14 protein-coding genes are annotated in these 15,629 nt (G+C 45.7%); 3 read left to right on the forward strand and 11 right to left on the reverse strand.

Annotation, left to right across the window (positions count from 1 at the left end; translation table 11 throughout):
• Positions 1-251: 251 nt before the first annotated feature.
• The 3 genes from IS446_RS11400 to IS446_RS11405 all read right to left on the reverse strand — a co-directional run bounded on the left by IS446_RS11400 (position 252) and on the right by IS446_RS11405 (position 3,342).
• Positions 252-1,325, reverse strand: coding sequence for an IS256 family transposase (locus IS446_RS11400; protein ID WP_235996485.1), 1,074 nt, complete (start codon positions 1,323-1,325; stop codon positions 252-254).
• Positions 1,326-1,345: 20 nt separating this feature from the next.
• Complete coding sequence (locus tag IS446_RS15525; RefSeq protein ID WP_262896247.1) at positions 1,346-1,468, reverse strand: hypothetical protein; 123 nt, start codon at positions 1,466-1,468, stop codon at positions 1,346-1,348.
• 245 nt (positions 1,469-1,713) lie between these two features.
• Positions 1,714-3,342, reverse strand: coding sequence for an acyl-CoA carboxylase subunit beta (locus tag IS446_RS11405; RefSeq protein WP_203060811.1), 1,629 nt, complete (start codon positions 3,340-3,342; stop codon positions 1,714-1,716).
• A 206-nt stretch (positions 3,343-3,548) separates the two neighbouring features.
• On the opposite strand from IS446_RS11405, the gene IS446_RS11410 reads away from it, so the two are divergent.
• Positions 3,549-3,725 (forward strand): CAL67264 family membrane protein, encoded by a 177-nt coding sequence (locus IS446_RS11410; RefSeq protein WP_203060813.1) that lies wholly within the window; start codon positions 3,549-3,551, stop codon positions 3,723-3,725.
• A gap of 30 nt (positions 3,726-3,755) precedes the next feature.
• Positions 3,756-5,450: an energy-dependent translational throttle protein EttA gene (ettA, locus tag IS446_RS11415; protein ID WP_203060815.1), complete on the forward strand. Its 1,695-nt coding sequence runs from the start codon at positions 3,756-3,758 to the stop codon at positions 5,448-5,450.
• A 553-nt stretch (positions 5,451-6,003) separates the two neighbouring features.
• Here ettA and IS446_RS11420 read toward each other — a convergent pair.
• From IS446_RS11420 to IS446_RS11430, 3 genes are all read right to left on the reverse strand, one after another.
• A complete protein-coding gene (locus tag IS446_RS11420) occupies positions 6,004-6,744 on the reverse strand; it encodes an MBL fold metallo-hydrolase (protein WP_203060817.1) in 741 nt (246 codons plus the stop codon).
• A gap of 88 nt (positions 6,745-6,832) precedes the next feature.
• Entirely contained in the window at positions 6,833-6,982 is a 150-nt protein-coding gene (locus IS446_RS11425) for a hypothetical protein (protein ID WP_203060819.1), read from the reverse strand.
• A 281-nt stretch (positions 6,983-7,263) separates the two neighbouring features.
• The gene (locus IS446_RS11430; RefSeq protein ID WP_235996486.1) at positions 7,264-8,238 is read right to left on the reverse strand and encodes a formimidoylglutamase; all 975 of its coding nucleotides are present in this window, start codon (positions 8,236-8,238) and stop codon (positions 7,264-7,266) included.
• A gap of 167 nt (positions 8,239-8,405) precedes the next feature.
• On the opposite strand from IS446_RS11430, the gene IS446_RS11435 reads away from it, so the two are divergent.
• Positions 8,406-9,314 (forward strand): hypothetical protein, encoded by a 909-nt coding sequence (locus IS446_RS11435; RefSeq protein ID WP_203060823.1) that lies wholly within the window; start codon positions 8,406-8,408, stop codon positions 9,312-9,314.
• Between the two features lie 342 nt (positions 9,315-9,656).
• Here IS446_RS11435 and IS446_RS11440 read toward each other — a convergent pair whose 3' ends face one another.
• From IS446_RS11440 to IS446_RS11460, 5 genes are all read right to left on the reverse strand, one after another.
• Positions 9,657-10,514, reverse strand: a complete 858-nt coding sequence (locus IS446_RS11440; RefSeq protein WP_203060825.1) for a pirin family protein — start codon at positions 10,512-10,514, stop codon at positions 9,657-9,659.
• Positions 10,515-10,766: 252 nt separating this feature from the next.
• Positions 10,767-11,597, reverse strand: a complete 831-nt coding sequence (locus IS446_RS11445) for a shikimate dehydrogenase family protein (protein WP_203060827.1) — start codon at positions 11,595-11,597, stop codon at positions 10,767-10,769.
• A gap of 253 nt (positions 11,598-11,850) precedes the next feature.
• Positions 11,851-12,756 (reverse strand): tRNA (adenosine(37)-N6)-dimethylallyltransferase MiaA, encoded by a 906-nt coding sequence (gene miaA, locus IS446_RS11450; protein ID WP_203060829.1) that lies wholly within the window; start codon positions 12,754-12,756, stop codon positions 11,851-11,853.
• Positions 12,749-13,588 carry an ion transporter gene (locus tag IS446_RS11455; protein WP_203060831.1) on the reverse strand — a complete coding sequence of 280 codons (840 nt, stop codon included), beginning with the start codon at positions 13,586-13,588 and terminating at the stop codon, positions 12,749-12,751. Before IS446_RS11455 ends, miaA begins: the two co-directional genes overlap by 8 nt.
• Positions 13,575-15,578 (reverse strand): DUF3857 domain-containing protein, encoded by a 2,004-nt coding sequence (locus IS446_RS11460; protein ID WP_203060833.1) that lies wholly within the window; start codon positions 15,576-15,578, stop codon positions 13,575-13,577. The genes IS446_RS11455 and IS446_RS11460 overlap by 14 nt, the downstream gene beginning before the upstream one ends.
• Positions 15,579-15,629: the final 51 nt, after the last annotated feature.

Genomic DNA, 15,629 nt, shown 5'->3' on the forward strand with positions numbered 1-15,629 from the left:
AACGGGTAAACGGGTAGACGGGTACAAGGATAAACCTTAGAATACAGGTAAACGGGTAGGCTGGTGTGTAGGTAGATGGGGCATAGAATATGTCACCTCGAGTGATTGCGAAGCAATTGTATCGAGAGGTAGACAGGTAAACAGGTACAAGGGTACAAGGGTAAACCGGTAGACGGGTAAATAAGGAAGCAGAGGTATATAATAGCTTTGAGTAATACGGTAGTGTTCAGTTAAGTGTGTCATTTTTATTTTTACTCTAACGCTAATCTTTCTCCGTGAGTCATAGCAAGGATACTTATAACCTTTGTCCAACTTCTGGGTCTGGACCATTTCTTAGCGGTTCGAACACTTACCAAATATAATAATTTATATAGGGCTCTTTCTGAAGGAAGTGATCCCTTGGTTTTAGTTGCCTTCCTGATCTGTCGGTTGAAGCCTTCTATGGAGTTGGTCGTATACATGATCTTTCTGATCTCCGGATGATAATTAAAGAAAGTAGAAAGGCCTTCCCAGTTGTTTTTCCAGGAACGCACCATGGCAGGGTGTTTCTTTGACCACTTGGATTCAAAGGCTTCTAAAGCTGATTCTCCTTGCTCTAAGGTATTGGCTTTGTAGATCGTTTTCATATCACGAACCACTTCTCTGGAGTCTTGATAAGGCACGTAACGCATTGCATTACGTATCTGATGAACAATACAAAGTTGTACGTCAGTTTTAGGAAAGACCGTCTCTATCGCTTCTTTAAAGCCTTTGAGATTATCGATACTTGCCACCAGGATATCTTCTACTCCTCGGGCTTGCAGGTCGCTTAAAACACTCAGCCAGAACGAAGCACTTTCCGTCTCAGAGAGGTAGATACCCAACAGATCCTTCTCACCCTCGACATTCATTCCTAAAACCAGATAAGCAGCCATACTTTTGATCTGACCATCCTGTTTTACTTTATAGAACAGTGCATCCAGCCAAACAAAGGGATAAACACGATCCAGTGGCCTGCTTCGCCACTCTTCGATCTCAGGCCAGACACGATCGGTAATGGCTGTAAGCTGGGCTGCAGAAAGCTCCATATCGTACATCTCCTTAATATGAGAGGTGATATCTCGGTAGCTCATTCCCATGGAATACAAGCTCAGGATCTTGTTCTCTAAAGCCGGTCCAAGACTTCGCTGACGTTTGGGTAAGATCTCCGGATCATAGCTGCCTTCGCGATCTCTTGGGGTATCAATAGGGACATCGCCAAAACTAGTCTTGACCTTCTTCTGACCCTTACCATTACGACGGTTGGGACGACTCTCCTTCAAGTGAGCATCCATCTCACCTTCCATAGAGGCTTCCAGTAACTTCTTCAGTAAAGGCGTAAAGGCACCGTCAGCACCTTCCAGGTCTTTTTAAGCTGATCAAGAGCGTTTTCAAACAGCTCTTCAAGCTCGCTTTTGGGGTTGGTTTTCTTCTTTGACATGGTGTACATAAGATATTGTTTTAATTAATACTTATGACACACTTTTCTGAACAGACTCAGTAATACAGCATACCTCATGAAATACTATTTGAACAATTCCTTACTGAAAACTGAGAACTTATAACTGCGCACTACAATCCTTAACCAATAACCCGTAACCCGTGCCCCGTAACCCGTAACCCGTAACCCGTAACCCGTAGCTCGTAACCCGTAACCCGTAACCTTATTACTTGTTAGCTATCACCTATCACCTGTTACGTCTGTATCACCCCCAAATTAAAATCCTTTTCAATAGGGGCGTGGTTGGCAGCTTCGATCCCCATGCTGATCCATTTTCGGGTTTCCAGCGGGTCGATAATAGCGTCTGTCCACAGACGTGCCGCCGCATAATACGGCGATACCTGTTCGTCGTATCGTGATTTGATCCTATCGAAAAGTTCTTTCTCTTTCTCTTTTGTGATCTCTTCGCCTTTCTTCTTCAGTGAAGCCGTTTCGATCTGCAGCAATACCTTGGCTGCCTGGGCACCTCCCATTACGGCGAGCTCGGCACTGGGCCATGCAAAAATGAGACGCGGATCGTATGCCTTACCGCACATGGCGTAGTTTCCGGCACCATAGGAGTTTCCTACGACTACGGTAAACTTTGGTACGACCGAATTACTCACGGCATTTACCATTTTCGCACCGTCCTTAATAATGCCACCGTGTTCCGATTTACTTCCTACCATGAACCCGGTAACATCCTGAAGAAAGACCAGCGGAATTTTCTTCTGGTTGCAGTTAGCAATAAAGCGCGTCGCCTTATCTGCAGAGTCAGAATAGATCACCCCACCAAACTGCATTTCTCCTTTTTTGGTTCTTACCACCTTACGCTGGTTGGCCACGATACCAACAGCCCAACCGTTAATGCGGGCATATCCTGTAATAATGGTTTGTCCGTACCCTTCCTTATATGCTTCAAATTCGGAGTTGTCTACCAATCGGTTAATGATCTCCATCATATCGTATTGATCGCCTCTTGACTTAGGTAGTATGCCATAAAGCTCTTTAGGGTCGGATTTGGGTTTTGCAGGTGTTTTACGGTTAAATCCTGCCTTGTCAAAATCTCCGATCTTATCCATGATATTACGGATCTTTTGAAGGGCATCCTTATCATCGGCCGCCTTATAGTCGGTTACACCGCTGATCTCGCTGTGGGTCGTGGCGCCACCCAGGGTTTCATTGTCAATGGTTTCTCCGATGGCCGCTTTCACGAGGTAGCTTCCGGCCAGGAATATACTCCCGGTCTTGTCTACGATAAGCGCTTCATCGCTCATAATGGGCAGGTAGGCCCCTCCGGCCACACAGCTTCCCATTACAGCAGCGATCTGGGTGATCCCCATACTGCTCATGATCGCATTGTTTCTGAATATACGTCCGAAATGTTCTTTATCCGGAAAGATCTCATCCTGCATGGGGAGGTATACTCCTGCGCTGTCTACCAGGTAAATAATAGGCAGTTTATTTTCTATGGCGATCTCCTGGGCTCTGAGGTTCTTTTTTCCTGTAATAGGAAACCAGGCTCCTGCCTTAACCGTAGCGTCGTTAGCCACGACCACACACTGTTTTCCGCTTACATAACCAATAACCACGACCACTCCTCCAGATGGACATCCGCCGTGCTCGGCGTACATATCCTCCCCGGCAAAGGCACCGATCTCAATATGTTCGGTCTTTTTGTCCAGAAGGAACTCGATACGTTCGCGGGCGGTAAGTTTTCCCTGGTCGTGAAGCTTGGCAATGCGTTTTTCGCCACCGCCTTTACGCACTTTAGCAAGTCGTCTCTTTAGCTCGGAGAGCAGGAGTTTATTATGGTCCTCGTTCTTATTGAAGTTGATGTCCATTATGCTGTATTTGTTATTGGAAATTCCCTAAAGAAAGGAGGGAAGTGCGCTTTTAGCGAGGTCCCGGTCCTATATGGAATAGGATACCGCGAAAAGCAGTGCTAAAATACAAAATCAATAGAGAATTAATTCCGTATAATTTTCCTTAATTTTAACGATATTTGCCCACCTCACTAACCAATATAACGAAACGAAGAAGTATGAGTATGAACAAAAACACAGTTTTGGCCTGGGCCACCTGGATCATGATCATTGTAGGGTTGGGACTAATAGCGCTTGGTGCCTTTCGCTACCAGGAAGTTGCAGGATACGGATTTGCAGCTGTAGGCCTCGGATTTTTTGCTATTGCCTGGGTATTCAATGCCCTTAAAGGCCGTGTATAGCACTTTAAAATTTAAAATTACCATTGCCATATGTCAGACGATAAGAAAGTAATTTTTTCCATGTCGGGTGTCTCCAAGACGTACTCGAGCACGAATAAACAGGTATTAAAAGATATCTACCTCAGTTTCTTTTACGGGGCCAAGATCGGGATCCTCGGACTTAATGGTTCCGGGAAATCGACCTTATTAAAGATCATTGCCGGGATCGATAAGAACTTCCAGGGTGATGTGGTCTTTGCGCCCGGGTATTCTGTAGGATACCTTGAACAGGAGCCACAGCTCGATGAGGAAAAGACCGTATTGGAGATCGTAAAAGAAGGGGTGGCCGAGACCGTTGCTATCCTGGATGAGTACAATAAGATCAACGATATGTTCGGACTTCCTGAGGTGTATGAAGATGCCGACAAGATGCAGAAGCTTATGGACAGGCAGGCGGAACTCCAGGATAAGATCGACGCTTCTAATGCATGGGAGCTCGACAATAAACTGGAGGTGGCGATGGATGCCCTGAGAACCCCGGAACCCGATACGCCGATCAAGGTGTTGTCTGGAGGGGAGCGCAGAAGGGTGGCCCTTTGCCGTTTGCTGTTAAAGCAACCCGACGTACTGCTGTTGGACGAGCCTACCAACCACCTGGATGCCGAGTCGGTATTATGGTTAGAGCAGCACTTACAACAATACAAAGGAACGGTGATCGCTGTAACCCACGACCGTTATTTTCTGGATAATGTGGCAGGATGGATCCTCGAATTAGACAGGGGAGAAGGTATTCCATGGAAGGGGAACTACTCTTCATGGCTGGATCAGAAAGCCAAGCGCCTGGCTCAGGAGCAAAAGCAGGCCTCTAAGCGACAAAAGACCCTGGAGCGAGAGCTGGAATGGGTGCGAATGGCACCAAAAGGACGTCAGGCTAAGCAAAAGGCGCGTTTGAACAACTACGACAAACTCCTTAATGAAGATCAGAAGCAGTTGGATGAAAAGCTGGAGATCTACATTCCTAATGGTCCGCGTCTCGGTACCAACGTGATCGAGGCCAAAGGAGTGGCCAAGGCATTTGGCGACAAGCTCCTTTATGAGGACCTGAACTTTACGCTGCCACAGGCAGGTATTGTTGGGGTTATCGGACCAAACGGTGCAGGTAAGACTACGATCTTTCGTATGATCATGGGTGAAGAACAACCCGATAAGGGGGAGTTCAAGGTTGGAGAAACCGTTAAGATCGCCTATGTAGATCAGTCGCATAAGGATATTGATCCTGAGAAAAGCATCTGGGAAAACTTCTCAGATGAGCAGGAACTTATCATGATGGGAGGAAGACAGGTGAATTCACGAGCCTACCTAAGCCGCTTCAATTTCTCGGGTAGTGAGCAGAACAAAAAGGTATCTGCCCTTTCCGGTGGGGAGCGTAACCGACTTCACCTGGCGATGACACTGAAGGAAGAAGGCAACGTACTCCTGCTCGATGAGCCTACCAACGACCTCGATGTGAATACGCTGAGGGCTTTGGAAGAAGGTCTGGAGAACTTTGCGGGATGTGCCGTGGTGATCTCTCACGACCGTTGGTTCCTCGACAGGATCTGTACGCATATCCTCGCTTTCGAAGGCGATTCACAGGTGTACTTCTTTGAAGGAAGCTTCTCTGATTACGAAGAGAATAAGAAAAAACGCCTTGGAGAAGATGTAACTCCGAAACGTATCAAATACAAAAAGCTCATCAGGGATTAAGAGGATTCCTGAAGCAAGTTATAAAACAAAAGAAAAGCGGATGTCCAATGGGATGTCCGCTTTTTTTGTTAAAGGGATTTACAAGGGTGACAAGAGTAACAGAGGTAACAAGGAGAAAGCCCTTCGTAGCTTTAGCGAAGAAAGGTAAAAGAGTAAAGATGCTGTTGTATCAGCCATTAGCACTGCTCATATTATTGAAATCGGATCCAATTAATAATTAGAGGGGTAATGCGGCAAGTTATTTCGTGTTTTGAGTTTGAGTTAAGGATGTTCTTATAATTGCATAACTGCATAACTGCATAACTGCATAACTGCATAACTGCATAACTGCACAACTGCACAACTGCATAACTGCATAACCTCCAATAATGAAGATGCAGAGGAGGTCATGCAATTAAGAGGTGTGAAAGGCGAATCACGGGTCAGCAGGAGATTTGAGTTAGCTTTGATGTGTCTTTAGTAATTCAGCGATTTTGCAATTCAGCAATTTTCCAAAACTTCGTACCTCCGTACCTGCGTACCTCCGTACCTCCGTACCTGCGTACCCGTCAACCTATTCCGGATACCAGTTTCTTAATCTTACCTCGGTGACTTCGTTGTTGGCTTCTACGAGTGATTTAAACTTTTCGGTATCGCTCATGTCTGGTCTTCCGCGGTAGTGGTACGGATACACTACTGCGGGTTTGAATTCGTTCACTGCATCTGCTGCCTGTTCCACGGTCATGGTATAAGGCATGTTCATGCAAACAAAGGCAATATCGATATTTCGTAGTGCCCGCATTTCAGGTGTATCTTCGGTATCACCGCTAATGTAGATGCGTTGATCGCCAAGGGTAAGAATATAGCCATTCCCACGCCCTTTAGGGTGGCGGGAGTCTTCGGTTTCCGGCAGGTTATACATAGGGATGGCTTCGATCCCAATATCGTCGATGACCGTATCCTCTCCGTTATTCATGATCATGATCTCCCGAAACTGATTTCCCTCCAGCTTATCATAAACGGCTTGAGGCGCTATCAATAGCCCTTGCTCAGTAGCAATGCCATCCAGTGTTTCCTGGTGGAGGTGATCCCCGTGGATATCTGTGATCAGCACCATATCGGGCTTAGGAAAATTTTGGTAGAGTTCGGCTCCCCCATAGGGGTCTAGATAAATGGTCTTACCGTTGAATTGCAAAACCAGGGATCCGTGAAGTACCGGATCGATCTGAACCTTGTTAATAGTATCCTGAGCATGGAGGTCAGGATAAGTAGCTAAAAAGAAAAATCCCAGAATGGCGTAACCTAAAGAACGCATAACTTTTTGTTTTAAAGTTAGCAAAATCTTAGCTACTACCACTTTGGGAAGTTATAGGGTAGGGTTTTTGTGCAGATACAACAGCCGTTTATCGTCTTGAACGAAGGCGGTTGTTCTCCTCTTTTAATTTCAAATTGCGGTAAAGTGCTACAACGAGTAGTGCCAAACAGATCACAAAACCGGTGGTGATCACTGAGGTAAGTCTTGCAAGATGTACGTTGTCTACAAACGTGTTCATAGTATAAGTATTTAGGTTAAGCTTAAAAGGGGCTTCGGGTATAAAAGTACTAAAAATCAACATGACAACCGCTCTTAAGTGGTTGACATATATGTTTTTACGTATGATTTATATAGCGTTTTATCGAATAATTACAAAAAATTCTTCTTGGGGCGTAAGAAAGAACTTCATTTTGTCTTCATTCTACAAAACCGGAGCTACCCCATTATTGCGAGGTCAAATCTACGATTAATTTCTTTTTTGACAATTGATGATCAAGGATTTGATCTTGGTGCAGCTCATTATTTTCTTATAAAGTCACTTATGAGATAGGCCATAGCCTTCCCGGTAAGCGCCATTTCTTTAGGGTTTTGAATATCTGGGGCAGCCTCACAAATATGGAGGTAGGCAGCGTTTTTAGACCTGGAGGCTTGGAATACCATATGTCTCACCATTTCCAAGGATAGTCCGGAAGGTGTTCTGGCACTACTCGGCATATAGGCAATGGCATCCATATCGACCTCGATCCCGAACTTACCACCTTTAACGAAGGAAATAGATTCATTGACCTCAAAATCGACTCCCTTATCTTTCCTCACGAACAATTCTTCGAAGGTATTGAAGGCGATCCTGGGTTCCTTGCTCATTTTGGCAAAGAGCTTTTTGGAGGTATAGTTCTCATGCAATCCGAAAATGAAGTACTTATTCAGGAAGCCTTCAGAAAGCGCCCATGAGAATCCGTTTCCGCTATGTCTTGACTCCCGTTTACGCAGATCGGTATGGGCGTCGATGTTGAGGGCATTGATCTTGCTTCCGGTAGCAAGGGAGGTCCCTTTGAGTATTCCGTAAGCATTATTATGTCCGCCACCAATTACGATGGGTTTTTTACCCGAGGCTACGATCTTTCGAATGATGTCGGTTACGTCTTTATCGATGGCTTCAGTGAGTTTTCTGCATTGAGCAACGAAGGCATCCCCGGAGTGTCCCTCGAGCTGTGCATAGGCCTTCGTAAAATCAAGATGCCCCAGCACCAAGACCTTTGAAGCCTTGATCATACTGTTGTGTTGTACATTGAGTATGGCTTTTATGGCCACTTCCCAAGCGTAACGCGTCCCCGGAATTCCGTGATTGCCTTGTACGCCAATATCTTCAGATAGTCCCAACAGCACATATTTGGCTTCGGAGGCTAATAATTGCTCCTCCAGATCGTCTTCAGGGTTAAGATAGGAGACCTTCTCCCCGAATTTCTGTTCTCCGGGACGAATACTCGTTAGCAAATGAATTTTTTTTAGGGTGTAAACCTTTAGTTCTGAAGTCATTGCGTAAAAATTATTCTGAAATCTGTACGAAAATAATCTAAAATAAAATTTTGCACGTATATATTACGATATTTAAGTGATCAAAGTTAAACTATTAACGCCCCATATTAATTAAAAACAACATTATGACCGACACAAAGAACAATAACGGATTAAAAGTGATCGCAGGATTACTTGCTGCCGCGTTGCTTGCCACTGTTTTTTACACAGTAAGTCTTTACAACGACAAGAAGGAGACTACAGCTAAGCTTACGGAGGAAAAGAGCCTGGTTATTGAAGATCTTAACAACCTGAAGTCTGATTACGACAGGGTGATCTCTGAAAGTGAGATGACCAACGAGCAATTGGTTGAGGCCAGAAATAAGATCTCTGCTTATATCGATTCTGTGAAATCTATGAAGGCCGATATCAGTTCCCTTTCAAGATACCGTCGTCAGGTTCGTCAGCTTACCAAAGAGCGTGAGTACCTGTTGGCTCAGAACGACTCTTTGAGATCGTCTAACGCCCTTCTTGCTATGGAGGTAGACAGCACTAAAGTTGCTCTTGAAGAGCAGTCTATGTTCACCGACTCGCTTTTAGTTCAGAATACACAACTTGCAAAGGTTGTTGAGACCGGGTCTGCACTTGGACTAAGTAAGTTCACTGTAGAGGCCGTTAAAGAGCGTAACAGCGGAAAACTTGTAACCGTAACCAACAACCGTCGTGCAGACAAGATCAAGATCTGCTATACGGTACTTGCTAACCGTATCGCTAAGCCGGGAGCTAAGCAATTCTACATCCAGGTGTCTGATCCAAGCGGACAGATCCTCGGAGAGCGTGCTGTTGCCGCTACTCAGGGTGAAGAAGAAGGTGAAGAAGCTGCAAGCATCACTTACAGCAAAGCTTCAAGCTTCTACTATGAGAATACCGATCTTGATGTTTGTGACTTCATCAGCAAGCCTGCAGATGCAGACTTCCCAGAAGGGAGCTACAACGTAGTGGTATTCGACGAAAAACTAAGAGAACTCGGATCTGCTCAGTTCACACTGAAGTAATCCACTCTTTATATACACGCAAGAAAAAGCCGGTTCTTTTAAGGACCGGCTTTTTTTATTTAAAAGGTAACAGGTAACAGGTAACAGGTAACAGGTAACAGGTAACAGGTAACAGGTAACAGGTAACAGGTAACAGGTAACAGGTAAAGAGGTGAAGGGGTAAAGGGGTAAAGCCCTTCTTTGCTAAAGCTACCAAGGGTAAGAAGGTAAAGAGAAAGGGTGGAAAGTTTAATTTCACTACTCACTACTCACTACTCACTACTCACTACTCACTACTCACTACTCACTACTCACTACTCACTACTCACTACTCACTACTCACTACTCACTACTCACTACTCACTACTCACCATTTCCCCATTTCCCCATTTTCCCTTCACGGAAGTCCTGGTAAGCCTGGGCGATCTCTTCTTCGGTATTCATCACAAAGGGTCCGTGGGCTACCATGGGCTCATTAAGAGGTTTGGCATGGCCTAAGATGATCATGCTTTGCTGGTGCGCTTTGATGTGAAGGGAGGTCTCTTTCCGGTCGAATTCTACGAGATGATACTCGTGTACCTCGTAATGGTTAACATCAACATGGCCATTGATCACGTAGAAAAAAATGTTTCGGTCTTCGGAAATATCCAGGGTTAATGTACTTCCTGCTTCCATGTTCAGGGTGCTTAGAAATACATCTGTTAGGGTGTCCACACTCCCTTTGTATGCTCCGTGGGTGCCTGCTATCAGGTCCATTTCAACCCCCGAAGCGACATCTATCTTAACCATTTGGTTTGCTTGAACCCCCTGGTAAAAAGGTTGGGTCATTTTGTGCTTCGCCGGCAGATTGATCCACAGCTGAAGGATCTCCAGATCTCCACCCTCTTTCAGAAAGGTATCCGACGACAACTCAGCATGTATGAGTCCGCTACCGGCCGTCATCCACTGAATGCCTCCGGCCCCGATCACACTTTTAGATCCTTCAGAATCTTGATGAGCGATATCTCCGGAAACGATAAAGGTTACGGTCTCTATTCCCCGGTGCGGATGTGGCCCAAATGGGAGTCCGTTGTTATTAGGCGGATAGGTTTGCGGACCGTGATGATTGAGGAATATGAACGGGTCGATCTGCTGCAATGTGCGTGTTGGCAGGGGAGATCGCGTGATCAGGTCGCCCATGGGGCGGTTTTCGGAAGGATATATTGCTGTGATCTTTTTCATGTTTTTCTTTCAAAGATAGGGGAAGTGGGGGAATAGGGAAGTGGGGGAATAGGGAAGTGGGGGAATAGGGAAGTGGGGAAGTGGGGAAGTGGGGAAGTAGGGAGTAGGGAGTAGGTAGGTAGGTAGGTAGGTAGGTAGGTAGGTAGGTAGGTAGGTAGGTAGGTAGGTAGGTAGGTAGGTAGACGGGTAGGTGGGTATGTGGGGAAGTAGGGAAGTAGGGAAGTAGGGAAGTAGGGAAGTAACCCTATCCCCTCACAATACCCATGCGTGTGTTATATCATTTTCTGTAACACCAGTGCCATCGGCTTTTCGAACAGATTCCAGAAGCAGGCTGTATTGCTTGATCAATTGTCCACGGTACATGGCAGAACCGGGGATGAATTCCATATTGTTTTCTGTACAATAATGTTGCAGGTAATTTGTTTTTCCGTCCTTTTCGGGCATGTTGTGGCAGAATACCATCTTACAGCCATCAAGCAGTCCTTTTAATCCTTCAGCCTCCAGGAAATTGGCCGTCCCGGAAACGGGAGTTGCGTCAACCACCAGGTCAAACGGACCTTCAGGTTCCCGGATATGGTCGATACCGAGATCTATGCGCTTTTGGAGTACTTTTTCAGGATTTCTTCCTCTGAAAGCCACTTCCAGTCCCAGTTCCTTCAATACATGCCATGCCACGCCGGAAACCCCACCATTGCCGTAGATCACAGCAGTCCTGATATCTTTTTCAGAGGCTTTCATACCTTTTATTAGTGCCTCCTTGAGTCCGAAGGCATCGGTATTGTATCCGAAAAGCTTACCCTTTCGGTTAACGACCGTATTTACGGCCAGCGTTTTTTGCGCCAAAGGATCTACCTCATCAAGAAACGGAATAATACTCGTTTTGAGTCCGTTTTGAGCGGTTACCGCACCGCCCAGGGCAAAGGGAGCTCTCAGGATCCCACTGTAGACCTCAGGTGTAATGACGTGTTTTATGGTGAAATACATGCTGTTCAGGCCTAATGCCTGAAGCGCAGTATTGTGCTTGTCTATCGAAGAGGCACTGCCTGAGGTAGAATAGATGAAGGTGGTTTCGAGGGTGAGCATCGCGGTGGAGGTTATAAGGTTACAAAGTTACAAGGTTAAAAGGTTATGAGGAGGGAAATTCCGGATCCCAAAGACTCAATTTCCAAAACTAATAACTAAAAACTGATAACTAAAAACTGATAACTGAAAACTGAGAACTGCGAACCGAGAACCGAGAACTGAAAACTCAAATCCCCATTCCCCATTCCCCATCCAAAACCCAAAATCTAATCTATCATCTATCATCTATCATCTATAATCTATAATCCATCATCTATAATCCATCATTGATCGACTGGAAAATAACCTCCGGATCGGTATCGTGGTCAAACCAAAGTATCGATTCGTCCTTCCGGTACCATGTAAGCTGACGTTTGGCGAACCTCCGGGTATTTCTTTTGATCAATGCTACGGCTTCTTCCAGGGTGATCTTCCCATCAAAATGATCGAACAGTTCTTTATATCCCACTGTTTGCAGGGCATTGAGTGCCTTGTGCGGATATAATGCTCTGGCTTCCTCGAGGAGTCCGCCTTCCATCATTTTATCGACCCTGAGGTTAATGCGGCTATAGATCATTTCACGATCGGCGGTGAGACCGACCTTTATCGTTTTAAAAGGGCGTACCGGTTTCGGTTTAGCCAGGAAGGATGAATACGGTTTTCCGGTACCTATGCAGATCTCCAAAGCCCTTATTAGTCTGTGCGGATTGTGAATGTCGATCTTTTTAAAGTGTTCCGGATCGAGCTCCATAAGCTTGTGCTGCAAGCTGGAGATCCCTTCCTCTTCAAGGACTTTGTTGAGCTGTTCCCTGACCTGTGCATCTACCTCCGGAAATTCATCCATTCCGTTTATCACCGCATCAGCATAGAGTCCGCTACCCCCGGCCATGATCACCACATCGTGGGCTTTAAAAAGCGTATCGAGGGTCTCCAGGGTATCCCGCTCAAAATCTCCAACGCTGTAAGGGGTGTGTATGCTGATATGCTGAATAAAGTGATGCTTTGCAGCAGCGAGCTCATCAGGTTCCGGCACAGCAGTTCCTATGCGCATTTCTTTAAAGAATTGTCTGGAATCGCTGGAAATGATCTCTGTATCCCACCTTTGGGCCAGGGCAATAGCCAGGGCGGTCTTCCCAATGGCCGTAGGGCCTACCACGGTAATGAGGTGTTTATTACTCATTGAGCAAAGATCCACATTTATGACAAAAATGTGAATGTTCCAGATGGTTTTCTTCCAGGCAGTGCGGACATACCTGGGTGTTGCTGTGTACTTTTTTATCCAGGGATGCCTGTCGCGTGAATTCGGAGGTTACGATCCCTGTAGGCACGGCAATAATACCGTAACCCAGGATCATGATCACCGCCGCGATCACCTGCCCCAGATCCGATTGTGGCGCTATATCGCCATACCCCACAGTGGTCAGGGTCACGATGGTCCAGTAAATGCTTTTGGGAATGCTGGTAAATCCGGCATCTGCTCCTTCGATCAGGTACATCAGGGTCCCGAGGATCACCGAGAGGATCAGTACCGTATAGATAAATACCGCGATCTTAACCTTACTCGCCTGCAGGGCCCTGCCCAGCTGGGAGGCTTCCCCGAGGTAACGCATGAGCTTCAGGATCCTGAACACCCGTAGCAGGCGGAGTGCCCTGATGGCCAGGAAAACTTGTGTTCCCGCGAAAAAATAGGACAGGTAAAGCGGGATCGTAGCCAAAAGGTCTATGATCCCGTAAAAGCTGAAAATATACTTTGAAGGATTCTTGATGCTTATGATCCTTGCTATGTACTCAAGGGTAAAGAGAATGGTTACGAACCACTCTGCAGCAAATAAGTAATCGTGGTATTTAGCATCAAAAGAAGTGATGCTCTCTAACATGACCAGGATCACGCTAAAGATGATCACAAAGAACAAGATGATATCAAAGGTTTTTCCCGCAGGGGTATCTGCCTCGTAGATGATCTCGTGAAGCTTAAATTTCCAGTAAGACAATTGTCTTTTACTTCCCGGCATTTTCTGACACGTCTTTTAGTTGTCTTCTTAAAGTTATGGGTTTCTGGGTTTGCAGGCTTACAAATTCGTTGAAAAATTCTTTCAGTGCTTTATAATGAGCAGGTGCGATCAACGGATTGTAAATGTCCAGGTGCAATTTAACCGTGAGTCTTTGACCTAATTCTTCTACAGTGTATTTGAGGCTTCCGCTCTTTCCGGCAAGCTTGATCGTGCGATCTTCAGGCTTGTTTTCCAGCTCATAGGTATCTCCCATATCGATCATGATCACGTAGTAGATCGAAAACGGATTCGCAAAATCTACGGGATAGGTGCGGTGCTCCAATTTAAACGGATTCGTATTGTAAGAGTGCAGAATGAACGGGTTGATCAACAGACGGTCTGAGTCTCCATTTCTGTTGAGTTCGAGCTCATAGGTGGTTACCAATCCCGTCTCAGGATCCTTCAGCCCCTTATTCTCGAAGCTTATCAGGGTAAAATCGCCTCTCTTTTCAAGGTCGTTGGCCAGTTCGTTCTCAAAATCTTCTTCGCTCATGTGTGCGAGACGATCGCGTTGCTCAAGGGCGTAATATCCGGTAGCGATCTCCCTTACCTGGGCTGTAGCCTCCTCGATATCGATCTCTGCCTGAAAGGCTCTTTTGCTGTAGGCTTGATATTGAAGTAAAGGAAACCAATAACTCCCGTTTTTAAAGTCCATTACCCGTCCGTTTTGATTCAGCAATTTTTCGCGTATCATTCCAAAGGGCATGTTCTTATTTACGGCATCCAGTAAATAGCTTTCCTTACCGATATCGAGCTTTACCACCATGGCGTTAAAATCGGATATTACAGGGATATTTTCTGAAGGAAATCCGTTGGCTCTGGTCGAAGCCAGCATGGGATAGGCTTTAAATCCGCCGGCCTTCAGGGCGTTTAACAGGGCCATATTGATGGCGGTACTGCTACCGCTGCGGTCTTGCCAGGTGTCTTTTACGCTGAACTCGCGGAACAAATGATCTTTCTCGTTCCAATGGAGGTGCTCCTTAACAAAGTTGTAAATGGCTAATGCTTTCGCTTTGTTGGGTGTGCCTGTAATTAGTTCTGCCGGGAGGTTGTTTTTGAACCAACCGTCTTTTTCGCTTTCCCGGCCAATGTCCTCAGCTTTGAGTTCGCGGTCTACCGTTTTCCAACTTTTGGTGTAGTGCTCTTTCATTCCTGAAAAATCCTGGAAAGTGGTCATTTCAAACCTCAAAGCAGAGAGATAGTTGTACTTGGAGGTCATGTATCGCTCTTCGGTAAACGCAGGTATATTTTTCATGATATAGGTGTTTTCCGAGCAATCGGCAGTACCCTGACCGGCAAAATGAAAGCATTCCCTCTTAAGGCTGCTCCCATGGGAGGTAAGCTTAAGGGGACCTACTAATTTAATGTTATAGGTGTAGTTCCCCGGGATACTGGTATTGTATTCGCTATACAGTTTCGGAATGTCTTCCTGAAATTCCCAGGTTTGAAAATTGTAGAAAAATGGAGACTTTACAAGGTATTTGTAGTCGATCACACAACCTTCCTGTACATTGGGTAGGGTAAAGGAGGCCAGGGAGATATCTTCACGCACATCTTCATAAAAGATATCCTTTTTGCGTATGCCTCCGGTGGTACGGTCCGGATTTACAACCACGGCTTCGGCCTTTTTAAGGATCTCCTTTCTCCCCTTATCCGATAAGGAGCGGTGTAAAGGGATCTGTACCGTAGCATGGTCAAACCCATTGGCATTGAATATTTTGATACGCACAGTGTGTTCAAAGAACAAGGCAGGTCTCCCTCTTGAATCCTTTCTGATCTTTGCATCGCCTTTTTCGTAGAGGATCAGGGCATTGGCCGTGGTATCGGCTTCATACTTTTGTAATTGAAGATCGGCTGTGTTGATCTTTCCAAAAGAAAAGGACTGTTGGGCCTGTAATAAGGGCGTGCAGAGGCATACTGCCAGAAGCAGTATAAAATGTTTTGGGATCATGATGATGGTAGTTGGTAATGGTTAATGTTGGTGCTTGTTGGTGATGGTTAT

The organism is Robertkochia sediminum (assembly GCF_016786255.1).
Taxonomy (GTDB): Bacteria; Bacteroidota; Bacteroidia; order Flavobacteriales; family Flavobacteriaceae; genus Robertkochia; species Robertkochia sediminum.

Excerpts from the sequence above, each read along its gene's own strand:
- IS446_RS11410 (WP_203060813.1), top strand. The coding sequence starts at position 3,549 with ATGAACAAAAACACAGTTTTGGCCTGGGCCACCTGGATCATGATCATT.
- IS446_RS15525 (WP_262896247.1), bottom strand. The coding sequence starts at position 1,468 with ATGTACACCATGTCAAAGAAGAAAACCAACCCCAAAAGCGAGCTTGAA.
- IS446_RS11440 (WP_203060825.1), bottom strand. The coding sequence starts at position 10,514 with ATGAAAAAGATCACAGCAATATATCCTTCCGAAAACCGCCCCATGGGC.
- IS446_RS11405 (WP_203060811.1), bottom strand. The coding sequence starts at position 3,342 with ATGGACATCAACTTCAATAAGAACGAGGACCATAATAAACTCCTGCTC.
- IS446_RS11425 (WP_203060819.1), bottom strand. The coding sequence starts at position 6,982 with ATGAACACGTTTGTAGACAACGTACATCTTGCAAGACTTACCTCAGTG.
- ettA (WP_203060815.1), top strand. The coding sequence starts at position 3,756 with ATGTCAGACGATAAGAAAGTAATTTTTTCCATGTCGGGTGTCTCCAAG.
- IS446_RS11435 (WP_203060823.1), top strand. The coding sequence starts at position 8,406 with ATGACCGACACAAAGAACAATAACGGATTAAAAGTGATCGCAGGATTA.
- IS446_RS11460 (WP_203060833.1), bottom strand. The coding sequence starts at position 15,578 with ATGATCCCAAAACATTTTATACTGCTTCTGGCAGTATGCCTCTGCACG.
- miaA (WP_203060829.1), bottom strand. The coding sequence starts at position 12,756 with ATGAGTAATAAACACCTCATTACCGTGGTAGGCCCTACGGCCATTGGG.
- IS446_RS11455 (WP_203060831.1), bottom strand. The coding sequence starts at position 13,588 with ATGCCGGGAAGTAAAAGACAATTGTCTTACTGGAAATTTAAGCTTCAC.
- IS446_RS11400 (WP_235996485.1), bottom strand. The coding sequence starts at position 1,325 with ATGGAAGGTGAGATGGATGCTCACTTGAAGGAGAGTCGTCCCAACCGT.
- IS446_RS11445 (WP_203060827.1), bottom strand. The coding sequence starts at position 11,597 with ATGCTCACCCTCGAAACCACCTTCATCTATTCTACCTCAGGCAGTGCC.
- IS446_RS11420 (WP_203060817.1), bottom strand. The coding sequence starts at position 6,744 with ATGCGTTCTTTAGGTTACGCCATTCTGGGATTTTTCTTTTTAGCTACT.